This is a genomic window from Acidobacteriota bacterium (assembly GCA_030774055.1).
GTDB lineage: Bacteria > Acidobacteriota > Terriglobia > Terriglobales > Acidobacteriaceae > JACPNR01.
Genome location: JALYLW010000137.1, coordinates 12,871 through 37,668 on the forward strand (window position 1 = coordinate 12,871; position 24,798 = coordinate 37,668).

Annotated in this window: 20 protein-coding genes and 1 tRNA gene; 19 read left to right on the top strand and 2 right to left on the bottom strand. The window is 62.0% G+C overall.

Annotated features, from left to right (window positions below):
- The first annotated feature begins 32 nt into the window (after nucleotides 1–32).
- Nucleotides 33–1,052 (top strand): YncE family protein, encoded by a 1,020-nt coding sequence (locus tag M3P27_11345; protein MDP9268902.1) that lies wholly within the window; start codon nucleotides 33–35, stop codon nucleotides 1,050–1,052.
- 70 nt (nucleotides 1,053–1,122) lie between these two features.
- Here M3P27_11345 and M3P27_11350 read toward each other — a convergent pair.
- Nucleotides 1,123–1,196: transfer RNA gene (locus M3P27_11350), tRNA-Gln, on the bottom strand.
- Between the two features lie 366 nt (nucleotides 1,197–1,562).
- Nucleotides 1,563–2,591, bottom strand: coding sequence for a hypothetical protein (locus M3P27_11355; protein MDP9268903.1), 1,029 nt, complete (start codon nucleotides 2,589–2,591; stop codon nucleotides 1,563–1,565).
- A gap of 567 nt (nucleotides 2,592–3,158) precedes the next feature.
- Between M3P27_11355 and M3P27_11360 the strand changes: the two genes are divergently transcribed.
- The 18 genes from M3P27_11360 to M3P27_11445 all read left to right on the top strand — a co-directional run bounded on the left by M3P27_11360 (nucleotide 3,159) and on the right by M3P27_11445 (nucleotide 24,796).
- Nucleotides 3,159–4,145 carry a hypothetical protein gene (locus tag M3P27_11360; protein ID MDP9268904.1) on the top strand — a complete coding sequence of 329 codons (987 nt, stop codon included), beginning with the start codon at nucleotides 3,159–3,161 and terminating at the stop codon, nucleotides 4,143–4,145.
- Nucleotides 4,146–4,312: 167 nt separating this feature from the next.
- Nucleotides 4,313–6,931: a phosphatase PAP2 family protein gene (locus M3P27_11365; GenBank protein ID MDP9268905.1), complete on the top strand. Its 2,619-nt coding sequence runs from the start codon at nucleotides 4,313–4,315 to the stop codon at nucleotides 6,929–6,931.
- A 504-nt stretch (nucleotides 6,932–7,435) separates the two neighbouring features.
- Entirely contained in the window at nucleotides 7,436–9,442 is a 2,007-nt protein-coding gene (locus tag M3P27_11370; GenBank protein MDP9268906.1) for an SLBB domain-containing protein, read from the top strand.
- 212 nt (nucleotides 9,443–9,654) lie between these two features.
- Complete coding sequence (locus M3P27_11375; protein ID MDP9268907.1) at nucleotides 9,655–10,248, top strand: UpxY family transcription antiterminator; 594 nt, start codon at nucleotides 9,655–9,657, stop codon at nucleotides 10,246–10,248.
- 55 nt (nucleotides 10,249–10,303) lie between these two features.
- A complete protein-coding gene (locus M3P27_11380) occupies nucleotides 10,304–11,314 on the top strand; it encodes an NAD-dependent 4,6-dehydratase LegB (protein MDP9268908.1) in 1,011 nt (336 codons plus the stop codon).
- Between the two features lie 13 nt (nucleotides 11,315–11,327).
- Entirely contained in the window at nucleotides 11,328–12,494 is a 1,167-nt protein-coding gene (locus M3P27_11385) for a LegC family aminotransferase (protein ID MDP9268909.1), read from the top strand.
- Nucleotides 12,495–12,543: 49 nt separating this feature from the next.
- Nucleotides 12,544–13,596 carry an N-acetylneuraminate synthase gene (neuB, locus tag M3P27_11390; GenBank protein ID MDP9268910.1) on the top strand — a complete coding sequence of 351 codons (1,053 nt, stop codon included), beginning with the start codon at nucleotides 12,544–12,546 and terminating at the stop codon, nucleotides 13,594–13,596.
- On the top strand, nucleotides 13,593–14,792 hold the full coding sequence (gene neuC, locus M3P27_11395) for a UDP-N-acetylglucosamine 2-epimerase (GenBank protein MDP9268911.1): 1,200 nt from the start codon (nucleotides 13,593–13,595) through the stop codon (nucleotides 14,790–14,792). The genes neuB and neuC overlap by 4 nt, the downstream gene beginning before the upstream one ends.
- A 104-nt stretch (nucleotides 14,793–14,896) precedes the next feature.
- The gene (locus M3P27_11400) at nucleotides 14,897–15,766 is read left to right on the top strand and encodes an imidazole glycerol phosphate synthase cyclase subunit (protein ID MDP9268912.1); all 870 of its coding nucleotides are present in this window, start codon (nucleotides 14,897–14,899) and stop codon (nucleotides 15,764–15,766) included.
- Entirely contained in the window at nucleotides 15,759–16,433 is a 675-nt protein-coding gene (gene hisH / locus M3P27_11405; protein MDP9268913.1) for an imidazole glycerol phosphate synthase subunit HisH, read from the top strand. Before M3P27_11400 ends, hisH begins: the two co-directional genes overlap by 8 nt.
- Entirely contained in the window at nucleotides 16,434–17,678 is a 1,245-nt protein-coding gene (locus tag M3P27_11410; protein MDP9268914.1) for an N-acetyl sugar amidotransferase, read from the top strand. It abuts the gene before it with no gap.
- Between the two features lie 8 nt (nucleotides 17,679–17,686).
- The gene (locus tag M3P27_11415) at nucleotides 17,687–18,337 is read left to right on the top strand and encodes an acetyltransferase (GenBank protein ID MDP9268915.1); all 651 of its coding nucleotides are present in this window, start codon (nucleotides 17,687–17,689) and stop codon (nucleotides 18,335–18,337) included.
- A 71-nt stretch (nucleotides 18,338–18,408) separates the two neighbouring features.
- Nucleotides 18,409–19,458 (top strand): nucleotidyltransferase family protein, encoded by a 1,050-nt coding sequence (locus M3P27_11420; protein MDP9268916.1) that lies wholly within the window; start codon nucleotides 18,409–18,411, stop codon nucleotides 19,456–19,458.
- Nucleotides 19,455–20,153, top strand: a complete 699-nt coding sequence (locus M3P27_11425; protein ID MDP9268917.1) for an acylneuraminate cytidylyltransferase family protein — start codon at nucleotides 19,455–19,457, stop codon at nucleotides 20,151–20,153. Before M3P27_11420 ends, M3P27_11425 begins: the two co-directional genes overlap by 4 nt.
- A gap of 104 nt (nucleotides 20,154–20,257) precedes the next feature.
- Nucleotides 20,258–21,685 carry an oligosaccharide flippase family protein gene (locus tag M3P27_11430; protein MDP9268918.1) on the top strand — a complete coding sequence of 476 codons (1,428 nt, stop codon included), beginning with the start codon at nucleotides 20,258–20,260 and terminating at the stop codon, nucleotides 21,683–21,685.
- Between the two features lie 23 nt (nucleotides 21,686–21,708).
- Nucleotides 21,709–23,256 (top strand): hypothetical protein, encoded by a 1,548-nt coding sequence (locus M3P27_11435; protein MDP9268919.1) that lies wholly within the window; start codon nucleotides 21,709–21,711, stop codon nucleotides 23,254–23,256.
- An 83-nt stretch (nucleotides 23,257–23,339) separates the two neighbouring features.
- Nucleotides 23,340–23,876 (top strand): acyltransferase, encoded by a 537-nt coding sequence (locus M3P27_11440; protein MDP9268920.1) that lies wholly within the window; start codon nucleotides 23,340–23,342, stop codon nucleotides 23,874–23,876.
- A gap of 29 nt (nucleotides 23,877–23,905) precedes the next feature.
- A complete protein-coding gene (locus tag M3P27_11445; GenBank protein ID MDP9268921.1) occupies nucleotides 23,906–24,796 on the top strand; it encodes a hypothetical protein in 891 nt (296 codons plus the stop codon).
- Nucleotides 24,797–24,798: the final 2 nt, after the last annotated feature.

Genomic DNA, 24,798 nt, shown 5'->3' on the forward strand with positions numbered 1-24,798 from the left:
GTATAGTTATCGTTTCCAGCAGGAGGTCACCAGTGTCGACGCGCCGGTCAATAACGTTCTTATTCTTCAGCGTGCTGTTCGTGGTCACGAGCGCAGTGGGTGCGCCGAAGCCGCAGCCGGCTTTCAAGCAAGTCGCGAGTTTCACACTCGGCGGCGAGGGTGGCTGGGACTACGTCACCTTCGACCCTGCCGGAAACCGGCTGTTCGTCGCCCACGGTAAGGAGATCATGGTGGTCGACGCCGCTTCCGGCAAGAAGCTGGGTGAGATCCCCGCCGACGGCGCGCACGGCGTCGCACTGGTCCAGGAAGCGGGGCGCGGCTTCAGCACCAACGGCCGCGCCGGCACCGTGACCGTGTTCGACCTGAAGACGCTCAAGCGAATCCAGGACATCAAGGTCGGGGAGGGTCCCGACGCTATCATTTATGACCCGCACTCCAAGCGTGTGATCGTGATGCACGGCCGCAGCAAGGACGTGATGGTCATCGACCCGGCGGCGATGAAGGTGGTGGCCACCATCCCGCTCGGCGGCAAGTTGGAATTCGCTGCTGCCGATAAGGACCACGTCTACGTCAACGTGGAAGATACTGCTGAGATCGCCGACATCGATGCGCGCACCTGGAAGCTGGCCCAGCGCTGGAAGCTGGCCGACTGCGAAGAGCCCTCCGGCCTGGCGCTCGACGCCAACGGCCATCGTCTCTTCACCGTCTGCGGTAATAAGAAGATGGAGATCGTGGACGCGCGCACCGGAAGGCTCATCGCCACGGTCGCGACCGGCGATGGCACAGACGCCGCCGCTTACGATCCCGAGCTGCATCTCGCTTTCGCGTCCAACGGGGAAGGCACGCTCAGCGTTGTCCGCCAGAACAAGGACGGGAACTACGAGCTGGCGGAGAACGTCACCACGCAGCGGGGCGCGCGCACCATGGCGCTCGATCCCAGGACGCACCACATCTTCCTGCCGACTGCGGAACTAGGTCCGCCGGCCGCCGGACAGCGTCGCCCCACGGTGAAGCCAGGGACGTTCAGTGTGCTGGTCTTTGGGCTGAAGTAGCGGGGCTGAAGTAGTAGCGGGGCTGCGGCGAGGAAGGGAAGTCGCGGACGAGGTTTGGCTGCCGAAGTTTTGGCTGCCCCCCAGGGATTCGAACCCCGATATGCCGCTCCAGAGGCGGCTGTCCTACCATTGAACGAGGGGGCAGTTCACGCGCGGAAACCCGCGCGGAACACTAAAGACGAGCAAAGCTGCTCATCTCTGTGATTCTAATGGATGCCGATGGTCAGTGGCTAGTGGCTCGAGCGGAAACGGGTCACCTCCGAAATCCATTGACTTAGCCGGTCTGGCGACCGAGAATGCGCATCTCGAACGAAGGTTGTTGCCGCCTCACTCCAGGCGCTGATCAGTTTGAATCTCCATGCCGACGCCAATCTCGCACTCTGTTGAGCGGGATGCGCGGATGTTCAGAAATGAGCTTGTGGTGCCGAAGTGGGCAGAGGACTTCCTAAGCTGGACCGCCGGCGTCGCCTTTTGGCTGAGTCCAACCGCGAGAAATGGACGCCCAACTACTCAGCGGATGGGTTCCACGGGCGAGTCAGGGCTACGTACCGGTTCGGTTGCAGCTGAGCCGCCCACCAAGCCATCGGCCGGGCGTGCCTTCGGCGGTGGCGCGGTTGGCCATCCTACTAAGCCACCCTTGAGCGGCCGATCGTCCCGGAACCAAGGATGTTTTCCGCGCATCAGATTGGCAAAACTGCGGCTCGGGTTGAGAAAGCTGCGTGCCAGCGCGCGTTTGACGGGACTGGTGGTGCGGCGCTCGATCGCTTTTACGACGTATTTGTCGAGGGAGTCTTCGGCGATCGTCCACGCCAGGCCCACGGCGGGAGTGACCACGAGATCGACGGCGCCAAAGTAGGTCTGCCCGTAGCGGTCCGGATGCATCCCAACATTCCCCAAAGAGGCTTCACTGATGGGCCCGAGTTCGAATTGGATACTAAAAACGGATGCCCACGCGGTTGCGCGGAGCCTGCTCTTCCAGTACTCACCCGAGCCGTCGATCTCCAGGGTTCGGCTGCTGTCGTCGTTCTGAATGTAGATATAAGCGGCTACCGCACCCTCGATCGGATGTCCTATGTAATTCACAAAGAATGGATCGCCGTCGTCCCAGCCATCGCCTCCCAGGACGGAGTCGAAATAGTCTCCCCAAAAAGGCCCGCCCATTTCGTCCCGGGTCGAGTGCTCCGTCGCAAAGCGAAACGCGTGCATGATCGCTAAGAATTGGCCGGACTGACGCAAAGCCGAATCCCAATGGAATTTCCGCACTTGCAATATCTCGCTCTGAGCGCCAGTCGCAGGTTGGATGGGGAGCGAGATTGGGCGTGGATCGGCACCGTCGAGATCTGTCGCCATGCTCCGGCTGGAACTGTAGACCGAGACTTTGAAGGGACGCGGCTGGATCTCCGGCTCGTTCTCTGGCTGAGAGGCGGTCACGGAAATCTGTTCGCGGTTCGGTCCGATCACCGCAGTGGTTGATTCCGTGATCTCAGTAACCAGTGACGTAGAAGCAAAGAGCGCGGCGGCAAGTAAGACAGACGTCAATACGGACTCCTATCCAAGAACTGGACACCCTCGAACCTTTTTCCCGAGTAGATGGATGTTATTCGGCGGAACCCGCGAAATCAACGATGTTGTATTGGCCACTCATCGCCCGGACGGAGAGTCGGGCCGCCCGCGTGTCTCAGGTGATGGGCTGCCGGTCATCCTTATAAAGAAGGTGGAGTTTGATAGACGGCGGATGGAGAAGCTGCGGCTGCTCTCATCGCCTGTCCATGACGCCCCTCAAGTTGACCTTGCTCGACCGACTGCACCAACTGCATCATTCGTTCGGCGACCAATTCGCGTTTGCGAGAGGCTGCAAGTCTTTCCAGATCGGAGAGCGCCGGCTCGAAATCGGCGGGGATGGGCCGGGGAGCGGCAGCGAGAGCGGCAGGGGTGGATTCTGTTCTGAAATCAGAACAGAGGCCGATCCCACCCCGATTTACCGGGTGCAAGGTGCTCACAGAGTGCAGCAGTATCCTGTAGGGTAAGGACGATGTCAACAGTACTCAGGTAACCGGCCCCCCGATCTCGAGACCGGTGGAGTCCTGCGCGCGAGGAACGATTACTTTGCGGCGAATAGCCATTGTCTACAACCCGGCCGCGGGGATGAGAAGGGGCAACCTCGCTCAGGAGGTGGATGAGATCAGGACCGTTTTCTCGGACGCCGGCGTGGAGAGCACGCCCGTCGAGACCTTGGCAACACTGCCGAGCGAAGGCGATCCACTGCGAGCGGTCCCCGAAGATCTGGATGCGGTGATCGCGGTCGGGGGTGACGGCACAGTGAACACCGTGTTGCAATGGATCGCCCGCAGCAGCCGTCCGGTCGCGCTGGGAGTGATCCCACGTGGCTCAGGAAACCTGCTGGCGCGAGAGCTCGGAATCGTGCAGAGAGGCGGTCGAGCCGCCGCGACCCTCCTCAAGGCCCAGCGCAGGAGCTTGCCGTTGGGCGGCATTGAATCGTTGCCCGCGTCGAATCCTGGAAAGTCGGACCAGAAAAAGAGGTATTGGCTCGCGGCCGCGGGAGCCGGGGTCGACGCTGACGTGTTGCAGTCCCTGGCAGGGCGTCACAAATCACGCTTCGGGATCCTCGCCTATTATGGCGGTGCGGTTCGTCGTGTGCTGGTCAGTCGTCGTGCCCTCCAGCCGTTCTCGGTGGAGTGGCGGCGGGAGAACGGCGAGCTGCGCACCCAGGTCGTGACTCAGGTGTTGATCGAGCGAATCAATTACTTCGGGCCATGCATCGAGGGACCCGGCGCCACGATGCTCGCTGAGGGTCAGCTTCGAGTGGTGCTGTTCAAGAGCGGCCGACGGACGATGTACGTGAATTACGGAATGCGGCAACTGGCATACTTGTGGGGGCAGGTCGTGGGCTCGGCTTCCGAGATCGAGGCGGTGCGAGTGGAGCAGGTGACGTGCTTTGCCCCTCAACAGCTGGAGCAGGATCCTCCGATCCTCGCCCAGGCCGACGGCGAGATAGTCGGGAGCCTTCCGGTCAGGATCTTCCTGTCCGACAAGCGAGTCGATGTGCTCGTGCCGGCGCCAACATCCCGATAAAGCTCCTAAATCCGGATCAACCACACGTCGCCTGGGGACTCTACAGCGTACCCCCTGCTCGGGTCTGGGTACGATATTATCTGGTACTACGAGGCAGCCTAAGCCGAGTGCAACCGAAACGAGAGTCCCAGAGCTGCCGATCCTTCGTCTAACGTAAGCCCTTATCTATGCTGCGTCCTGCTAACGTCATGTTGCTGCTGGTGGTTTGCCCTGTGCTGTGCTGGGCGCGTGATCCCGCCTGTGTGCGCGATCTGCTGCCTGGCACCCGGCAAGAGGTCTACCATGCGGTGACGCCGATCGAAGCTGAGTCCGACGTCATCGCGGCCCAGTTGCCGGTGCGCTTCTTTAATGCGTACTCAAACCCGTACTCGAGTGCGTCCTCGATCGGAACGCCGGGGACCGCGGGTGCTGGCGACAAGAAGCCGGCCGGAAGCAAGAGGGCGGAGCCCGAGCTCAATGTCCCTGCGAACCGACTCGGCACGGAGAAGAATTTCTTCCGCAATCTCGTCTATGACCAAGAGCAGATCTGGACGAGCCCGTTCCGCCTTAAGGGAAAGGATGCGCGCTGGCTGGTCCCATTCGGGGCGATCACCGGCGCGCTGATTGCCAGCGACGCGCGTGCCATGCAATTGGAGCAGTCGCCCGCTACCGCCGTGAGTCGCAGCAATACGGTCGCCAATGGGGGGCTCGCCGCGTTTGGAGGGTTGGCCGGCGGACTCTACCTTTGGGGTCGGCTGCAAAGGAACCCTCATGCCAGGGAAACGGGGATCCTGACCGCGCAAGCGATGCTCGATGGCGTGCCCGTGGTCGGGTTCTTGAAGGTGGTGACCAGCCGGGAGCGTCCTGACGTCGGGAATGGACGAGGCGATTTCTTGGCAACGGGGAAAGTGTTGAATGGCTCCTTTCCGTCTGAACACGCAGTGCTGGCATGGTCGGCAGCCTCGGTGATCGCGCACGAGTACCCCGGCTGGCTTACGCAAGTCCTGGCATATGGCGGCGCGACCGCAGTCAGCATCGCGCGTGTGAGCGGGCGCCAACACTTTCCCTCGGATGTCGTTGTCGGCAGCGCGCTCGGCTGGATGATCGGACGGCAGGTATATCGGGCGCACCATGATCCGGATCTGGGCGGCGCCAACATCGGAGTGTTTACCCGCTCGGCGGAGCGGGCGCCGGCTCCGATCGCATCGACTTACGTACCGCTCGACAGCTGGATCTATCCCGTGCTGTTGCGGCTGGCGGCGATGGGCTTCATCGATTCGCAGACTGCGGGTATGCAGCCCTGGACCCGTTTGGAGTGCTACCGCCAGTATATGGAGGCGCGCTCGCGGCTCTCCGGCCTCGACGAGGAGCCGGAGGAGGCGGCTGCCCTGATCAAGGAATTAGGACGGGAGTTCACCGACGAGCAAGGCTTCGCCGAGAGTACGCGCGAGCGCGAATTGGTGCTCGACTCGGTGTACTTCCGCTACACGCGCATCTCCGGAACGCCGCTGACCAATAGCTACCATTTCGGCCAGACGGTGATCAACGATTTCGGGCGGCCCTTCAGCCAAGGCAACAACGTGGTCACAGGTTTCAGCGCGCGGGCGGTGAACGGGCGCTTCTCGTATTACATGCGCGGGGAGTATCAGCACACGCCGTCACTGCCGCCACTGTCGCTCGCGGCACGGGAGTTCATCGCTAGCGTGGATGGGCTGCCGCTGCAACCGGCGCGAACCATCGAGGAGCGCGACCGCTTCCGAGTGGTGGAAGCGTATGCCGGGCTGACGCTGGGGAACTTTGATCTTACCTTCGGGAAGCAGAGCCTGTGGTGGGGGCCGGCGCGCGGTAGCGCGATGATTTTCAGCGACAACGCGGAACCGCTCTACATGTTCCGCGTCACCAACCCGCACCCATTCCGCCTGCCCGGCCCGCTCGCATTGCTGGGAGACATCCGCGGTGAGTTCTTCATTGGAAAGCTGCAAGGGCATTCGTTCGTGCCGCGTCCCTTCATCCACGGGCAGAAGATCACCATCAAGCCAACGGCGAACCTGGAGATCGGCTTCTCGCGAACGGTAACGTTTGCGGGAGCGGGGCAGTCGCCGTTCACGTTTGGCACGTTGGGGACTAGTTTTTTCAGCGTCGGGGACCAGATCGTGAACCCGAACCAGCCGGGCAGTGACCCGGGAGACCGCCACGGACAGATGGACTTCAGCTATCGTGTCCCCAAGTTGCGGGACTGGCTCACCATCTACAGCGACTCCTACGTGGACGATGATCCCTCGCCGCTGGCCGCACCGCGCAGAGCCGCGTTTAATCCTGGCTTCTACCTCTCCCACTTGCCGGGTCTGCCGAAGGTCGATCTGCGAGCCGAGTCGGTGTATACGGACGTGCCCGCATTGAATGGGGGCGGCCATTTCATCTACTTCAACACTGTCTATCGCAATGGGTATACGAGCAACGGCAACCTGCTTGGCAGCTGGATCGGACGGCAGGCGAAAGGCTTCCAGGTCGGGACGACCTATTGGCACACGCCCCGCAACACGTTCCAGATGGGTTGGCGGAATTCGAAGATCAGCACCGGCTTCGTGCCCGGAGGGGGAACGCAAAATGACATCTTCGGGAAGGCGAACATCCTGCTGCGTGGCAAAGTGAGCTTGACGGCGTTCTTGCAGTCGGAATCGTGGAAGATCCCCCTGCTAGCGGCCGGCACCCAGCACAACTGGACCGGGTACGTGCAGGTCGAAGTCTTCCCCAGATTGCATCTCGGGAAACGCGCAAAGGAAGCGGAACCGCAGCCCTTGCCGTGAGCAAAGGGTGGAAGCGGTTTGTGATATAAAGGGCGCATCGTTCGATAGAACACATTCTTGGCTTTTCACCCTGAAGGAAACCCAGAGTCTCAGGAGGGCGTGTTGGTTGCAGATCGATATCGTGTGCATCGCGGCTCCACTGCAAAAAGGATCGGGCTGGAGTGCGTGCGGCGTGGGATAGCGTCCCTGGCGATACTGGCGATGCTGACGCAAGGCGCGCCCGCACAGACGGCTTGGCCGGCTCAAGACCAGGAAACAACGAACCCGCGGATCGCCGACTGCCGCTATGGGCGGACGCCCGACGGGAAATGTGTTGTGTCTACGACCCGGAACCCTTCCACTAGCGACAATGGCCAGCGTGGAGACGAGGAATCACCTCGCGACCGCAAAGCGCCGATCCAGGTGTCCCCCAGCAGTCGCCGGATCGGAGCGCCGCCCCAGAGTGATTTCGAGCGCTTCGTGGAGCGCGCGCTGGGGAGACCGCTCCCCATTTTTGGTTCTACCTTGTTCGAGAACGTGCCCTCGACGTTCGCCCCGGCCGACCAGATCCCGGTGACCGCGGATTACGCCATCGGTCCGGGCGACCAGATCATGATCCGTGCCTGGGGCCAGGTGGATATCGATTACAGCGCGGTGGTCGACCGCGGCGGCAACATCTATATCCCGGATGTGGGGAACATCAACGTAGCCGGGGTGAAGTACGGACAGCTGCACGATTATCTGAAGAGCGCGATCTCGCGGGTATACCGCAATTTCGACCTGGCGGTCACGATGGGGCAGCTGCGCTCCATCCAGGTATTCATCGTGGGGCAGGCTAGCCGTCCCGGGAACTACACGATCAGTGCCCTGAGCACCCTGGTGAATGCTTTGTTCGCCTCGGGCGGACCGTCGTCGAACGGCTCCATGCGGCGGATCCAGGTGAAGCGCGGGAACCGGCTAGTCACCGACTTTGACCTGTACGACCTGCTGCTGAAGGGCGACAAGTCGAAGGATGTCCAGCTGCAGAACGGCGACGTCATTTTCATCCCGCCGGTGGGACGCCTGGTGGCGATAGCGGGCAGCGTGAATGTGCCCGCGATCTACGAGATCAAAGACGGGTCGACGCTCGACGACCTGCTGCAACTGGCGGGCGGCTTGACGACGACGGCGGAAGCCAAGCGGGTGATGCTCGACCGCATCACCGACCACTCCATCCGGCGCGTGGACGAGTTCAAGCTCGACCGTGAAGGACTGGCGAAACCGCTGCAGGATGGCGACGTGGTCAACGTCTTTGCGCTGTTACCCAAGTTCGAGAACGCGGTGACGCTGCGCGGGAACGTTGCGCGGCCGGGGCGCTATCCCTGGCACGAGGGCATGCGGGTGAGCGATCTCATCCCGTCGCGCGAAGCGCTCATCACGCCGGACTTCTGGGAAGGCAGGAACGCAGTTGCGATCCGGCCCACGCTCCCAACGAAGGACAGCGCGGTCACCGAAGGCGAGCGCGCGGAAGAGCGCAAACTCCGGCAGTTGAACCAGCAGAAGTTTCGCACCCAGATCAAGCGCGATGCGCCTGACATTAATTGGGACTACGCGGTGGTCGAACGTACGAACCTGGAGGATCTGACGACGCAGCTCATTCCATTCAAGCTGGGGGAGGCGATCAGTTCGACGGAATCGGCGGCGAACTTGGTATTGCGGCCGGGCGACGTGGTCACGATCTTCTCCCAGGCCGATTTCTCGGTGCCGATGGCGAAGCGCACCACATTCGTGCGCCTGGAGGGTGAATTCGCGCGTGCCGGGGTGTACCAGGTGTCGCCAGGCGAACGTCTGCTCGACGTGATCGAGCGGGCCGGCGGGCTGACCTTGAACGCATATCTGTTTGGGACCCAGTTCACACGCGAATCAGTGCGCGCACGACAGCAGGAGAGCTTGAACCAATTTGTGGATCGGCTCGAGGCCGACATTGTCAACGCGACCACGCGAGGCCAGCAACTGCAGCCGGAGTCGGGCGCGCTGCTCCAGACCCGCACCCAGAATCAGTCGAGACTGGTGCAGCAGCTCCGGAGTGCACAGGCGACGGGTCGCGTGGTCTTTGATCTGAAACCTACGATCGCAGACGTGGCTTCTCTGCCGAATCTGGCGCTGGAGGATGGGGACGTATTGACCATCGGCGCTCGGAGCGCATCCGTGTCGGTGGTCGGGTCGGTATACAACACCGCCGACTTCGTCTATCACCCCACGACCACGGTGGGCGAATACCTGCGGGAGGCGGGAGGTCCGACGCGCGAGGCGGACTCAGGACGGATGTACGTGATCCGAGCCAGCGGCGCGGTACGTAGCCGCAGATCTACTCCGGATTACCTGGCGGGCAGCTTCCGCAATCTGCGCTTGATGCCGGGCGACGCGATCGTGGTGCCGCAGAACTTTGATCACGTCCCACTGATCACAACGTTAAAGGATTGGTCGGCCGTGCTCGGCCAATTCGGGCTGGGGATCGCGGCGATCCGGGTGATCATACAAGGGAACAACTGACGCCTGAATCACCGAGTCCGCGGGGCGAGTCCGCCCGAGAACTGCGGTTGGTGTAGGGGCGGGCACGCCGTCATGGCACCGCGGTAGCTCGGGAGCCAACCCCTGCAAGGCGTATGATATAAAATCAGCTAACTGCTCCTTAAGTGATTGATCTAAGAGGCAGTTAGGTCACAGTGGCTCTGTAAGTGACGGGGCGAAGCTGTGTCCAGCAGATGGTGAACGGTCACGCAAAACTCGATCCCTCCCACCACGTCGCTCCTCCACCGGTCGAGTACCTGGAGGCCAACTGGTATGCCGCCCACACCTGCGCACGTCATGAAAAGCGAGTGGCCGCGCAGTTGAGCGAAAAGAACGTCGAGCACCTTCTCCCGCTCTATGAGACCGTGCACCGGTGGAAGGACCGCCGGGTCAAGGTGTTGTTGCCCCTATTTCCAGGCTATGTGTTTGTGCGGATCGCCTTGCGCGACCGGCTGCAGGTCCTGCAGATCCCGAGCATCGTGCGCTTGGTCGGGTCTGGCAGCCGCCCGGTAGCTCTCCCCGCCGGAGAGATCGAGGCGTTGCGCAACGGCCTTGTCGATCAGGTCCGCGTCGAGCCCCATCCGTACTTGCGGGTGGGCCGCCGGGTACGGATCAAGACCGGACCCTTCCAGGGTCTTGCGGGGATACTCAAACGCAAGCGAGGGAAGTCTCGTTTGGTGCTCTCCGTCGATCTGATCATGCGGTCTGTGAGTCTCGACATCGACGGGATGGAAGTCGAACCGCTTCCGCTTCGGCGACAGCCGCTAGGCGAAGGTTATTTCCAATAGGTCTGTGGGAGCACGACCGCGTGAAAAGCAGTGAACTCAGTTATTTGATCCACATATGAATCTGAAGAGCGCGAAGATCCTGGTGACCGGCGCCGACGGCTTCATCGGTTCACACCTCGCTGAGTACCTGGTGTCGCAGGGCTGTGATGTTCGCGCCTTCGTTTTCTACAATTCCTTCAATTCGTGGGGCTGGCTGGACCACGCCGCGCCCGAGATCAAGAAATCACTCGACGTCTTCGCCGGCGACATCCGTGATCCCCATGGCGTTCAAGTCGCGATGCGGGGATGCGACGTAGTCCTGCATCTCGCGGCGCTGATCGCGATCCCGTATTCCTATCACTCGCCCAGCATGTACGTAGAGACGAACGTTCGTGGGACCCTGAACATCGTGCAGGCGGCGCAGGATCTCGGCGTCCAGAAGGTAGTCCACACCTCGACCAGTGAAGTTTATGGGACGGCGCAGTTCGTCCCCATCACCGAGGAGCACCCACTGCAAGGGCAGTCGCCGTACTCAGCCACGAAGATTGGCGCCGACCAGATCGCGATGTCGTTCTACAGCTCGTTTAACGTCCCCATCGCCATCGTCCGTCCCTTCAATACCTACGGACCTAGGCAGTCCGCGAGAGCGGTGATCCCAACCATCATCACGCAGATCGCCAACGGGGGGAAGCGGGTGAAGCTGGGCTCGGTCTTGCCAACCCGCGATTTTAGCTTCGTCAAAGATACCGTGCGCGGCATCGTGGCGATGGCCAGATCAGACGAAGCGGTAGGCAAGGTCGTGAACCTGGGCAGCAATTTCGAGATCTCGATCCGCGAGACCGTGGACTTGATCTCCCAGATCATGGGAGTGAAGGTCGAGATCGAGACGGATGCCGTTCGCCTCCGCCCGCAAAAAAGCGAAGTGGAGCGACTCTGGGCTGACAATAGAAAGGCCAAGCAAGTGCTGGGATGGGAACCAGAGTACGCAGGACGGGAAGGATTCGGTCGCGGCCTGAAAGAGACGATCGCTTGGTTCACAGATGCCCACAACCTCGAGGGTTTCAAGTCTGACATCTACAACCTCTAAACGCACAGCGGGCGTGGATATCCCGCGCGTCGTCGCCACGATCCGCCAGGCGCTGCCGCCTGAGGCTAAGGACGTGGCGCTGCACGAGCCGCGCTTTGCCGGCAGCGAGTGGAGCTACGTCAAGGAGTGCCTGGATACCGGGTGGGTGTCTTCGGCAGGTACCTTCGTCGAGCGCTTCGAGAAGATGCTGGCCGAATTCACCGGCGCGCGGCGAGCCATCGCTGTCACCAACGGTACTGCGGCGCTGCACATCTGCCTCCGGTCGGTGGGCGTGCAGCCCGGCGACGAGGTGATCGTTCCGACCCTGACGTTCGTAGCCACCGCTAACGCGGTCGCCTATTGCGGCGCCAAACCCCACTTCGCGGACAGCGAAATAGCGACACTCGGGCTTGATCCCCGGAAGCTGGAGGACTATCTCCGCGACATTGCCGAGGTCAAGGAAGGCACTTGCTGCAACCGGCTCACCGGGTCGCGCATTGCCGCGGTGATGCCCATGCACACCTTCGGGCACCCGGTGGATCTCGATCCCCTGAGCGAGGTCTGCCGTCAGTTCTCCATTCCCCTGGTCGAGGACGCGGCCGAGTCGCTCGGTTCGTACTACAAGGGGAAACACACCGGGAATGTGGGACGGCTTGCCGCACTGAGCTTCAACGGCAACAAGATCGTGACCACCGGCGGGGGCGGCGCAGTCCTGACCAACGACGAAGAGCTGGCCCAGCAAGTCAAGCATGCGACCACGACCGCGCGGCTGCGGCACCAGTGGGCGTTTGTCCATGATCAGGTCGGGTACAACTACCGGATGCCCAACATCAACGCTGCGCTGGGGTGCGCGCAGATGGAGCAGTTACCTGATTTTCTGCGCTCGAAGCGCGCACTCAGCGAGCGCTATCAACAGCTATTCGCGGACGTTCCTAACGTGCGGTTCGTCACCGAGCCGGCCAACAGCCGCAGCAATTACTGGCTGAACTGTATTCTTCTGGATCGCGAATACGCACACCAGCGCGATGCATTGGTGCAGGCCACCAATGAGAGTGGCCTCATGACCCGTCCGGCATGGACGCTGATGCACCACCTGCCCATGTTCCGCGACTGCCCCAAGATGGATCTGAGCGTAGCTGAGGATATTGAGGCCCGCCTGGTCAGTATTCCCAGCAGCGCGGTCCTAGGCAGGCAGATGTGAGGTGGGTCGTGAACGGCGGGCGCACGCCGGATCCTGTGAGCGCCGAACGATGCTGAAGCCTATCGAGATCGCCGGACGCCAAGTCGGGCCAGGCGCGCCGTGCTTCGTGATCGCCGAGGTGGGGGTGAACCACAACGGCAGCTCGGAGAAGGCGAAGCAGCTCGTGGATGCTGCTCGTGCCGCCGGCGCCGACGCGGTCAAGTTCCAGACGTTCCAGGCTGACGAAGTCGTTTCGCCCGCCGCGGCAAAGGCGAAGTACCAGATCGAGGCCACGGGCGAGGCCGGGACGCAACTGGAGATGGTCCAGCGGCTCGAGCTGTCGCCGGAAGCGTTCGCGGAACTCGCCACGCACTGCCGAGCGCTCGGGATCCTGTTCCTCTCCACTCCCTTCGACCCCAAGAGCGCCGACCTGCTCGACGGCCTGGGTGTGCCGGCATTCAAGGTGGCCTCGGGCGAGATCACGAACTGGCCCTTCCTGGAATACCTGGTCCGCAAAGGCAAGCCGATGATCGTTTCGACCGGCATGTCGGAGATGGACGAGGTCAAGAGTGCGGTCGAAGTGATCCGTCGCGCAGGCAACACCAAGCTCGCACTGCTGCATTGTGTGAGCGATTATCCGGCTGCGGCCACGAGCGCGAACCTGAGGGCGATGCATACCATGGCGCAGCAATTCCAGGTTCCCATCGGCTTTTCTGATCACACCCTCGGCATCGAAGTCGCACTCGCCGCCGTGGCACTGGGTGCTTGCATCATCGAGAAGCACCTGACCCTGGACCGCGATCTTCCCGGGCCGGACCACCGCGCGTCGCTCCCGCCCGACGAGTTTGCCGCGCTGGTGCGCGGCATCCGTCTGGTGGAATCGGCACTGGGCGATGGGCGGAAACGTCGCATGCCAGAGGAAGAGGACACCGCGCGCGTCGCCCGGCGCAGCCTGGTCGCCGCCTGTGCGCTGCCCGCGGGCACGGTGGTCGAAGAACAGCACGTCGCCATCTTGCGTCCCGGAACCGGGATGCCGCCGGCGCAGAGGGCGCGGCTGATCGGGCGCCGGGCGCTGCACGACATCGCGCCCGGAACGTTGCTGACCCTGGAAATGTTTTCATGAGAAGCATCGGCGTGGTCACCGGGGCACGTTCTGACTACGGCATCTACGTGCCAATCCTGCGGAAGATCTGCACGGATCCGGAACTCGAACTACGGTTGTTCGTCACGGGCATGCACCTTTCGGAGGAGCACGGCATGACGGTCAAGGTCATCGAGTCGGATGGCTTTCCCATCGCTGAGCGTGTCGACATCGAGCTCTCCGCCGACACGCCGGAAGGCATTGCGCGCTCCATGGGACTGGGTGTAGTGGGCTTCAGCCAGGTCTACGCCCGCAAGAAGCCGGATCTCCTGCTGGTGCTGGGCGATCGCTTCGAGATCCTGGCGGCGGTGGCGGCGGCGCTGCCTTTCCTCATCCCGGTGGCGCACATCGCCGGGGGCGACCTCACCGAGGGCGCAATCGATGACGCCATGCGCCACGCCATCACCAAGATGAGCCACTTGCACTTCGTCACCACCGAAGCGGCACGGGCCCGGGTGCTGCAGATGGGCGAGGAGTCTTGGCGGATACACGTCACCGGCGATCCTGGGTTAGACCATATCCCTGCACTTGAACTGCTGGGGCGCGAAGCACTGGAACAGCTGTTCGGGATGAAACTGGAGCCGTCGCCCATGTTAGTCACTCTCCATCCGGAGACGCTCGACTACCAGCGGACGTCGCACCACGTCCAGGAGTTGCTGGCGGCGCTGGACTCGATAAAGATGCCCATTGTCTTCACCGCGCCCAACGCTGACACCGCCGGCCGGGAGATCCGCGAAGCGATCGAGCGATTCGTGGCGTCCCGTGCCAACACGCGCCTGGTCGTGAACCTGGGGACGCAGGCCTACTTCTCCATGATGAAGCTGGCAGCGGTGATGGTGGGAAACTCGTCGAGTGGCATCATCGAGGCCGCCAGCTTCGCGCTGCCGGTGGTCAACATCGGCGACCGCCAGCGCGGACGTGTTCACGCCCAGAACGTGCTGCACGTTCCGGCGGAGCGAGGTGCGATCTCGGCCGCCATCAAGCAGGTACTCGCACCCGAGTTCCGGAAGTCGCTGCGGGGCATCCGCAACCCGTACGGCGACGGCCACGCCGCGAGCAGGATCGTGGACGTGCTGAAGCGCGCGGCGCTCGACCAGCTGGTGCACAAGAAGTTCTCTGACCTCACGGCACTCCCGGTGTCGCGGATTGACGCAGACGGCAGATCCATAGTGAAATGAGTAAACTCTTCTACATCGGAGTCGATACCTAAGCCTGCGCTGCTTCTCCGGCGAAGGCATGAGACCCGGTGTCGAAATAAAGCTACGTCGATCCATTTCGCGCAATGAATATCCGGCTCATACCGCGCCTCGACATCAAGGGCCCGAACCTGGTGAAGGGCGTTCACCTGGAAGGACTTCGGGTCCTGGGGCGGCCCGAGCGCTTCGCCCGCTTCTACAGCGAGAGCGGCGCCGATGAATTGTTGTACATGGACGTTGTGGCCAGTCTCTACGGCCGGAACAGCCTGTTGGAGATCGTGGAGCGGACATCGCGCGAGATCTTCATCCCGCTCACGGTCGGCGGCGGCCTGCGCACGCTGGACGACATTCGCCGCGTCCTGCGGGCGGGCGCCGACAAGGTCTCGCTGAACACAGCTGTCATCCGTAAGCCGGAGTTCATCCGCGAGGCCGCCCGGCAGTTCGGAGCTTCGACCATCCTCGTCTCCATCGAAGCGATCCGCAAATCCAACGGCAGCTACGAGGCGTACACTGACAACGGTCGCGAGCACACCGGTCTCGATGCTTGCGAGTGGGCGATGCGCGCTGCGGATCTCGGCGCCGGCGAGTTGATGGTCACCGCGATCGATCGCGAAGGGACGGCGAAGGGATTCGACCTGGAGTTGACGCGGCGCATCGCCACCAGCGTTCCCATCCCGGTGATCGCCTGTGGCGGCGCGGGGAAGGTCGAACACGTGACGGAGGTCATCCGCGAGGGCCACGCCGATGCCGTCGCGCTCGCTTCGATGCTGCATTACCGCTATGTCCGCGAGCATCCGGCCGCTCCGGACGAGTTCCTGGGCGAAGGGAATCGCGACTACCTCGTCAGCGGGAAGAGTTTCCGGGGATTGGCGGGCGCGACGCTGCCGGAGATCAAGCGCCACCTGGCAGAGCAGGGCATCGAGTGCCGTCCGGTGAGCGAGGCGGTCCATGCCTGACAGCGTCGCAATCGTGGATTACGGGCTGGGAAACCTGTTCAGCGTGCGCATGGCATGTGAACAGGTGGGGATGGCAGCGACGGTGACTTCGGTGGCGCGCGAGATTTTGACTGCCGACGCGGTCATCCTGCCGGGCGTCGGTGCCTTCGGTGACGCCATGGCCGCGCTGGAGCGGCTCGACCTGGTCGCGGTCATCCTCGACGCGGTGGCGCAGGGCAAGCCGCTGTTCGGAGTCTGCCTCGGCTTCCAGCTGCTGATGAGTGAGAGCGAGGAGTTCGGCATCCATCGCGGCCTCGGCGTGATCGAGGGTCGGGTGCGGTCGCTGGGCGCGCCGACGGAAAAAGGGCGCCGGCTGAAGGTGCCGCAGGTGGGTTGGAACCAGGTGCGGAGCGCCGGTGACGGCAGTTGGGAGGGGACCGCGCTAGCCGGCGTCGCGGACGGAGGCTACATGTACTTCGTTCACTCGTACATCGTCGAGCCGTCGGCGCCGGAAGTGGTTCTTTCCACCACGCGTTACGGCGACGTAGAGTTCTGTTCGAGCGCGGCCGCGGGCTCGGTCTTCGGCTGCCAGTTTCACCCCGAGCGCAGCGGCGCCGAGGGTCTGCTGATTTACAGCAATCTGCGTGCGCGAGTCGGTGAGCGCATCGAAAAAGGAGCCGCACAATAGATGTCTCAGCAAGTATCCAAGGTAGAAAAGCGGGAAGCGTACTTCGGCCTGCCCCCTGAGGTTAAGTTCTGCAAGCGATGCGTCTTTTCTAACCAACGCCCGCTCTCTAGCAACGAGTACGCCCACACGCGCGAGTCCAAGAAAGAGACTTTGGAGTTCGACGAGGACGGCATCTGCCTCGCCTGTCGCCAGATGGACGTGATCTTCGACGAGATCGACTGGAAGCAGCGCGAGGATGAGTTGGTGCAACTGCTGGACCGTTTTCGCAGTAGCGACGGCTCCTATGACGTGCTCGTGCCCGGCAGCGGCGGCAAGGACAGCGCCATGGCCTCATACCTGCTGAAACATCGTTACGGCATGCATCCCCTCACGTGTACGTGGGCCCCGCATCTGTACACCGATATCGGCTGGCAGAACTTTCAGAACTGGGTGCACAAGGGCGGCTTCGATAACTTCTTGTTCACCCCCAACGGCCGGGTCCATCGGCTGCTGACCCGGCTCGCCGTCTTGAACCTGCTGCATCCCTTCCAACCCTTTATCGTAGGGCAGAAGACGTTCGCTCCCAAGATGGCCCTGAAGTTCGGTCTCAAACTGGTGTTCTACGGCGAGATGCCGGGCCAGTACGGCGAACGTGTACCGTTCACTAAGAGTCGCTTCGGCGACGAGAAACTCAGCCCCGGGTTCCAGCTGCGCTACGACGGCCGCTCCGAACTGTCGCTCGGCGGCGTGGCAATGAAGGAGCTCCTGGGGACGCACGGGCTCACACCCAACGACCTGAATCCCTACCTGCCCGCTCCTTCGGAGCAACTGGCAGAGGCCGGGATCGAATTCCACTACCTCGGCTACTACGTGAAGTGGGTGCCGCAAGAGGCGTATTACTGCGCCGTCGAACACACCGGCTTCCAGGCCAACCAGGAACGCACCGAGGGAACGTACAGCAAGTACAACAGCCTGGATGACAAGATCGATGGCTTCCACTACTGGACAACATTCTTGAAATTCGGCATCGGCCGCGCGACGTATGACGCCTCTCAGGAGATCCGTAACCGCCACCTCACGCGCGAAGAAGGTGTGGCGCTGGTCCGTCGCTTCGACGGGGAGTTTCCCAAACGGTACTTCAAGGAGATCCTCGAATACCTCAGCATGAGCGAAGAGGAATTCCTGGCCAACGCGGACCGCTTCCGCTCGCCCCACCTGTGGAAGAAAGAGCAAGGCGAGTGGAAGCTGCGCTACCAGGTGGAATAGGAGTGTCGATGCGCCCAATAGCGGTTTTTGGAGCAGGCGGCTTTGCCCGCGAAGTGCGATGGCTGATCGAGGACCTCGCCGCTGCCGGCGCGCCCTGGGTGTTCAGCGGATACGTGGTGCGCGATCCCTCGCACCCGGCTGCGCACGAGTCAGTGACGGAACTGACTGCGGAAGACGAGTGGCTGGAGCGGGCTCCCGAGGGAGCGGCCGCCGCGCTTGGGTTGGGCGATCCGGCGCTACGCCTGAGACTCGGTCAACTCATCACGCAACGCCGTGGCGATGACGCGCTCCCCGCGCTGGTGCACCCCTCGATCCGTTGGCAGGCCGCTTCCTGCCGCGTGGAACCTGGAGTGACGCTTTGCGCGGGCAATATTGCGACCGTTGACGTTGTATTCTGCCGCTACTCGATGGTCAACCTGTCCTGTACGATCGGGCATGAGGCGATTATCGGCGAAGGCAGCTGTTTGAATCCCACCGTTAACGTTTCAGGTGGTGTCGAGATGGGGAGGGGAGTCCTCGTCGGAACGGGCGCTCAAATCCTCCAGTACGTGAAAATCGGCGACGCCGCAACGATTGGCGCAGGTGCGGTGGTCACCAAAGACGTGCCGCCGGGGGCCACGGTGGTGGGCGTACCGGCTAAGCCCCTGTCCCGTGCGTAGGCGATAATGGTCGAGAAAACCGTGATTGTTTCCGCGACCATTCCGCGATTTGTACGAGGGAGCGTATAGCTGTGTCTGCGTGGCTTTCAGCCTGTATCCAACCCGGCGTCTCGTTGCGTGCGGCCATCCGCACGCTCGACGAGAGTTCTCTGCAAATCGCGCTGGTGGTGACTGCAGACCGTCGCTTGCTGGGGACCGTAACGGATGGCGATATCCGTCGCGGACTCCTCAAGGGCGTGTCGCTGGATGAGCCGGTGGAGAAGGTCATGAACGCGAGCCCGACGTGCATCGGTCCGGGGGGCGATCGCGACCTGATCCTGGCCACCATGCGGCAGAAACAGATCCACCAGATCCCCATCGTGGACGGTGCGGGGCGGCTGGTGGGGCTCGAAGTGCTGGATGAGTTGATGAATCCGCCGAGCCGTCCAAATTGGGTGATCCTGATGGCGGGCGGACTGGGCAGGCGGCTGAGCCCACTGACCGAAGAGACTCCGAAGCCCATGCTGCACATCGGCGGACGCCCGATCCTGGAGACGATCCTGGCCAGCTTCATCCGCCACGGATTCCACCAGTTCTACATCGGCGTCAATTATCGCGCGGAAACGATCATGGAACATTTTCAAGACGGGAGTCGCTGGGGTGTCTCCATCGAGTACCTGCGGGAAGAGGCGGCGCTCGGGACTGCAGGGGCGCTGTCGCTCTTGCCGCAACCTCCGAAACATCCCGTCATTGTGATGAATGGCGACGTGCTCACCAAGGTCAACTTCGCTCAACTGCTGGAGTTTCATCTGCAGTGCGGCGCCCGCGGCACGATGTGCGTTCGTGAACATACCGAGCAGGTTCCCTATGGCGTGATCCATCTGAACGGGCACCAGATCCTGCAGATCGAGGAAAAACCGTCACGGAAGGTGTTTGTGAACGCCGGTATTTACGTCCTCGAGCCCGAGGCGCTAGAACTGGTGCCGCCGAACCAGGTCTTCGATATGACGAGTCTGTTCGAGGGGCTGGTCCAGCAAAACCGCTCCACGGTTGTGTTCCCGCTGAGGGAATATTGGCTCGACGTCGGGCAGCATTCCGACCTGGCGAAAGCCATCGGCGAATTCGACACCGTGTTCCCATGATGGATGGACGCACGTTTCTGGGTGTGGTCGCTGCGCGCGGCGGCTCCAAGAGGATCCCTCGCAAGAACCTCCGGACGCTGGGAGACAGGCCCTTGGTGGCTTGGGCCATCGAGGCAGGGAAGCGGTCGCAGCGGCTCGACCGCCTAATCCTTTCCTCCGAAGACGAAGAGATCATCGCGACGGCGCGGCAATGGGGATGCGAGGCCCCGTTCGTGCGGCCGCGGGAATTGGCGGACGATCTTACTCCTGGGGTCGACACCGTCATCCATGCGATCACGCAACTACCGGATTTTGACTACGTGGTGCTGCTGCAGCCGACCTCGCCGCTGCGGGTGGCGGAAGACATCGACGGCTGCATCTCGCTGTGTCTGTCACGCAAGGCTCCGGCCTGCGTCTCGGTGACACGCCTCGAACATGGTGCCCAGGTGATTTATAGGATGGAAGACAGCGGGCGCCTGTTCCCGGTGGAGCCGGCCGCTCATACCGGCATGCCCTTGTGGCGACTCAATGGCGCGGTGTACGTGGCTGAGTGCCGCTGGCTGCTGGCGAATCGAAGTTTCTTGACCCCGGAGGCGATCGGGTACGAGATGCCCTGCGGCCGTTCCGTCGACATTGACTCTGAAGCCGATCTTGCCTACGCGGCTTTCCTGCTGTCGCAGCGCGACCATGCTGAAGGAACCACAACCGCACTGTGATTCATCCGGCAGAAGCGCAGCGGTGTCCCGAGGCGCTCGACGCAGTACCTTGCGAACTGGGTGCCGGCTGCGCCCTCCGCACCGAAGCCTGAACGGCGAGCGACATGGACCGAAAAAGACTCATCACCAGCATTGTGACTTACGGTGGAGGAGACTTCCTCGTGCTGGCGGTGGGAGGCCTGCTTCTACTGCCGTTGTACACCAGGCATCTGGACCCGGCGGCGTATGGAGTCTTCGTCGTCACCAAGACCAACTCCGACATTTTTAATTACCTCCTGCAATTCGGATTGATCTCCGCGGTCTCTCGCGTCTACTTCATCTATCGGGCCAAGCAGCAGGAGGCTGAGTATCTCGGCTCGATCTTGATCTTTCAGTTTCTGCTGGCTGCCGTGGTTTTCGCGCTGTTCTGGCTGGCGGGCGGCCCAGTGTGGCGCCTGCTTTCGCCCGGCGTCCCCGCGCAGCCCTTCATGTGGTTTGCCTTCGCGCTTGCTTTCTTTGCCTTTGTGCCCGCCCTGTTCACCATCTTGCTGCGGCTGGAGGAAAGAGCCGGGTATTTCGTCGCCATCCAGGCGGGCTCAGCGCTGTTGCTTACGCTCCTGGTGGTGCTGCTGTTGGTCGTCTTCAAGGCGGGCGTCATCGGTTTGCTCTACGGCGTGGTGTTGACCAGCCTGGTGACCTGGTTGGTGGTGCTGGTACTCCTCTTGCCGAGATTGCGTTGGCGCTTTCAGTGGGAGCACGTCGCGGTCTCGCTCAAGTTCGGGATCCCGGTCGTGGTTGGATACTTTGCCTTTTTCTTCATCAACAAGTTCAGCATCGTGTTCTTGCAGCGACATGTGGACCTGGCGCAGGTCGGCTTTTTCGGCCTGGCACAGCAACTGGCACTTGTCATCACCTTGGTCAGCCTGGCATTTGGAAAGACGTTTCAGCCGATCATCTATTCGGCGCCCGCAGACGGCGTCGCCGAGATCGTCTCTCGTCTGGGCCGGATCTATTTTCCCTGCATGCTGTTGGGCACGACAGTTGTGTTATCGTTCGCTTCGGAAGCACTGTCGATCGTGGCTCCGCGCTCGTACGGCCATAGCTACTACTTGTTCTTGATCCTGGCAGCTTCAAACTTGATTTATTCGTTCTCCATGCTCAGTGATTCGGTGCTTCTGTACTGCCATCGCCCCAATCTGTCGCTCTCTATCTCGCTGCTGGGGGGTCTAGTCTCGGTACTCTCGAACGTCTGGTTGGTCCCCTCCCTGAGGATCTATGGGGCGGTTTTATCTGTCCTCTTGACCTCATCGGTTGTCGCCATGGCGACGTTCTTAGTGGCGCGGAAGATGATGGCCTTTCGCATCGAGGCGTCGCTTTGGTGGTATGTGCTGGGCTCCGCAGCCGTCGTCGCGTTCAGCGTGTTCCTGAACGGTCGTTTGGGGATGGTTCCAGGTCTCTTGGTAAAGTTCTTGCTGGTCGGACTGCTGGTGACTCCAATCGTCAGGCGGCTGCGCCCGGTTGCCTCTGGTGCCGCGGCGAGTTCGACTGGCTGATGGATGGAACCTCGAGCGGGCCTATGCTGAGAGCTAAAGCCTATATCAACAAGCTTCGCCGCTTCACGCGAGGACGCCAGATCTGGCGTCGCAACGCGGCCGCGTTTGAGCGGTTCGTGCGCAGCTGGCTTGCAGCTAACGCGCGGACGCAGGATGCGAGTGCGAGGGGCGCGGTCGTGGTCCAACCCTGGCTGATGACCGCTGTGCCCTGGTACTCCATCGCTCTCGGGCTGTTCCTTGCCCAGAGAACAGGCAAGGCCGTGACATTTATTTGCGACGACCTGCCGTTCGGCAACCAAGCGCGGGAATGGCAGATAGTGCTGGACAGCATCCGCAAGGTCCTCACGTTGGTGGGAGAACGGTTTCCCGTCCTCTGGCTGAGTGACTTTGCCCACGCCGCCGGGGAAGGGCTGCCGCCTTCTCCGCGCAGCCGGCGCCTCGCAATCTTCAACGCGATCTGGTTTCTGCGCGGCGAGACCAAACAAGAGGGTAGGGAGCACTATCGTGCCTTGACCGAGGCGCAACTGCGAAACGCCGAAGCGGGCATTGCGAGCCTGCTGGCGCAGCGCCGGTTCGACTACCTTGTGGTTGCGGGCGGGATGTATAGCTCGAGTGGATTGTGGTATGAGATCGGACGAGAGCGAGCCATTCGCGTTTGCACATTTGACTCCGGAGGGCCGGGCACGTCGATGCTGTCTACCGACGGCATCGCGGCCCAACTCACTGACGTGCCACATGCGCTGGCAAAGCTTCCGCAGGAGCCGACGCTTCGCGAAGCGATCCTCACCGAGGCATCCGCGGAACTGCATCGCCGCCGCGCCGGCGTGGACAAGTTCGGATCCCAGGTCGCAGCTTTGGGTTCCACGCTCCCGGGCGATGACCGCCCGGTCGTGATCGCTTTGAATTCCTCGTGGGATACATCGGCACTCGGCCGGAACCCGGTCTTCGAGAACAGCACGCAATGGCTGGTGGAGACGGTGGAGTGGTTGCTGGCGAACACGAAGGAAACGGTGGTGGTGCGACAGCACCCGGCGGAGCGCTTGAAGATCGCGCGTACCAGTGATGATTACCGCAAGCTCTTATCGAGCAGCGTCGGTGCTCATCCCCGCCTGAGGTTTGTGGCCCCGTCGGATCCAGTGAACACGTACGAGCTGCTGGAGCGCGCGAAGGTGGTCCTGGTGCATACCTCCACGGTGGGCATAGAAGCGGCGGCAATAAAGAAGACGGTCCTCACCGCCTCGGACTCGTATTATGCCGCACTGGGATTTGTGCTTAAGGCAGGCAGCCGGAAAGAGTACTTTGACATGCTGGGCCAGGCGATCCACGGCGCGCACCCAGTGACGAACGAACAAGCCGAGACCGCCATGTGCTGCTACTACCTCGCACAGTGCTCGAACTGGGTTGCGGGCGATTTCGGCCCCGAAAGTTTCGCGGCCTGGGGGAACCTGCCTCCCGAAGAGTTGTATAGGAGCGGAGTCGTTCAGGACGTGCTGACCGCCATCGATGAGAATATTCCCATCGCCCTTCTGCAATTGCCCCAGCACCGCAGACCGAAAGCGATGGCGAAGTGACACCGCGGTACCGTGGCGGAGGCGCATGACGCCAACGACCAACGACTGCGCGAAGCCGTAGCCCTCGAAGGAGGACTTGGACATTGTTCTCGCGTGTGATGACGTTGCTCTACAGCTGGATGATCGGCCGCAGAGTCGCGAGTTGGGGCAAGAGATCGCGTATCCGGCCACCGGCGACGGTGGTCGGCCCTGGCGGCATCCAGGTTGGCGACAACGTGCTCATCCGTGAGTACTCGTGGCTCAACAGCAAAGGAAGACGCAGCGACGGCGGACCGTCGCTGGTGATCGGAAGCGGGACCTACATCGGGCGTTTCGCGCACATCAACGCCTGGCAGCAAGTGGTGTTGGAAGACCACGTGCTGATCGCCGATCGCGTCTACATCAGCGATGCAGATCACAACTTCGGCGACCGGGATCTTCCCATCGTGCAGCAGGGAGACTCGTTCAAGGGTGCAGTCCTGCTGCGCTCCGGCTGTTGGATCGGGATCGGAGCGGTCATCCTGCCCGGTGTCACGGTCGGAAGGAACGCGATCGTGGGAGCCAATGCGGTGGTGACCAAAGATGTTCCTGATTACACTATAGTGGCGGGTATTCCGGCGGTTCGAATCCGCGAAATCTAGACATGACAATCGTCCAGAGGCTTCGGCGGGTGATCGCCACCATCAGCGACAACCATCGGCGTCTGCAACGGGTCCAGGAGGCACTCGGTCGGATCGAGGCCCGCCAGCTGGCCACCCAGCCCCCGGCAACACTGAACGACGCGGAATTCCGCGTGTTCTCCCAATGGGGGGAGGACGGGCTGATCGAGTTTCTGCTGAACAAGGTCCCGATCGCAAACAAAGTGTTCGTGGAATTTGGGGTGGAGAATTATCTCGAGTCCAATACCCGGTTTCTTCTGGTCAATCGGCAGTGGTCGGGTCTGGTCATGGATGGCAGCGCAGAGAACGTCGCCTTCATTCGCAGAGACCCTATCTACTGGGGCTACAATCTGAAAGCAGAATGCTCGTTTGTGACGCGTGAGAATATAAACGAGCTACTGACCCAACATGGCATCAGTGGCGACATCGGCCTGCTTTCCATCGACATTGACGGGAACGATTATTGGGTGTGGGAAGCCATCGACTGCGTTTCCCCCAGGATCTTGGTTTGCGAGTACAACAGCCTGTTCGGCCGGTCTGCGCGAGTGACGATCCCTTATACTCCGTCGTTTACGCGGAGAGAGGCGCACTTCTCGCACCTCTATTACGGTGCTTCGCTTGCAGCTCTCCACGCCCTGGGACGACGGAAGGGGTATTCGCTGGTGGGTTCGAACCGGGCCGGCAATAACGCGCTGTTTGTGCGCGACGATCTGGCCGGGGATCTGCCCGTCGCCCCTGCCGATGCCTACCGTCGTTCCCAGTTTCGTGAAGCCCATGATCGTGCCGGCAGGCTGACCTTCGCAGATTTCCAGACAAACTTGAAAGCGATCGAAGACCTGGAGGTCTACAGCCTCGATGATGGACGCGTGGTGAAGATCAAGGAGTTAGGCATTTCCGTATAACT

What these genes read in the sequence shown, in the direction of transcription:
- M3P27_11365 (MDP9268905.1), top strand. Translation starts at nt 4,313, where the DNA reads ATGCTGCGTCCTGCTAACGTCATGTTGCTGCTGGTGGTTTGCCCTGTG.
- M3P27_11375 (MDP9268907.1), top strand. Translation starts at nt 9,655, where the DNA reads ATGGTGAACGGTCACGCAAAACTCGATCCCTCCCACCACGTCGCTCCT.
- M3P27_11380 (MDP9268908.1), top strand. Translation starts at nt 10,304, where the DNA reads ATGAATCTGAAGAGCGCGAAGATCCTGGTGACCGGCGCCGACGGCTTC.
- neuB (MDP9268910.1), top strand. Translation starts at nt 12,544, where the DNA reads ATGCTGAAGCCTATCGAGATCGCCGGACGCCAAGTCGGGCCAGGCGCG.
- neuC (MDP9268911.1), top strand. Translation starts at nt 13,593, where the DNA reads ATGAGAAGCATCGGCGTGGTCACCGGGGCACGTTCTGACTACGGCATC.
- M3P27_11400 (MDP9268912.1), top strand. Translation starts at nt 14,897, where the DNA reads ATGAATATCCGGCTCATACCGCGCCTCGACATCAAGGGCCCGAACCTG.
- hisH (MDP9268913.1), top strand. Translation starts at nt 15,759, where the DNA reads ATGCCTGACAGCGTCGCAATCGTGGATTACGGGCTGGGAAACCTGTTC.
- M3P27_11410 (MDP9268914.1), top strand. Translation starts at nt 16,434, where the DNA reads ATGTCTCAGCAAGTATCCAAGGTAGAAAAGCGGGAAGCGTACTTCGGC.
- M3P27_11415 (MDP9268915.1), top strand. Translation starts at nt 17,687, where the DNA reads ATGCGCCCAATAGCGGTTTTTGGAGCAGGCGGCTTTGCCCGCGAAGTG.
- M3P27_11425 (MDP9268917.1), top strand. Translation starts at nt 19,455, where the DNA reads ATGATGGATGGACGCACGTTTCTGGGTGTGGTCGCTGCGCGCGGCGGC.
- M3P27_11430 (MDP9268918.1), top strand. Translation starts at nt 20,258, where the DNA reads ATGGACCGAAAAAGACTCATCACCAGCATTGTGACTTACGGTGGAGGA.
- M3P27_11435 (MDP9268919.1), top strand. Translation starts at nt 21,709, where the DNA reads ATGCTGAGAGCTAAAGCCTATATCAACAAGCTTCGCCGCTTCACGCGA.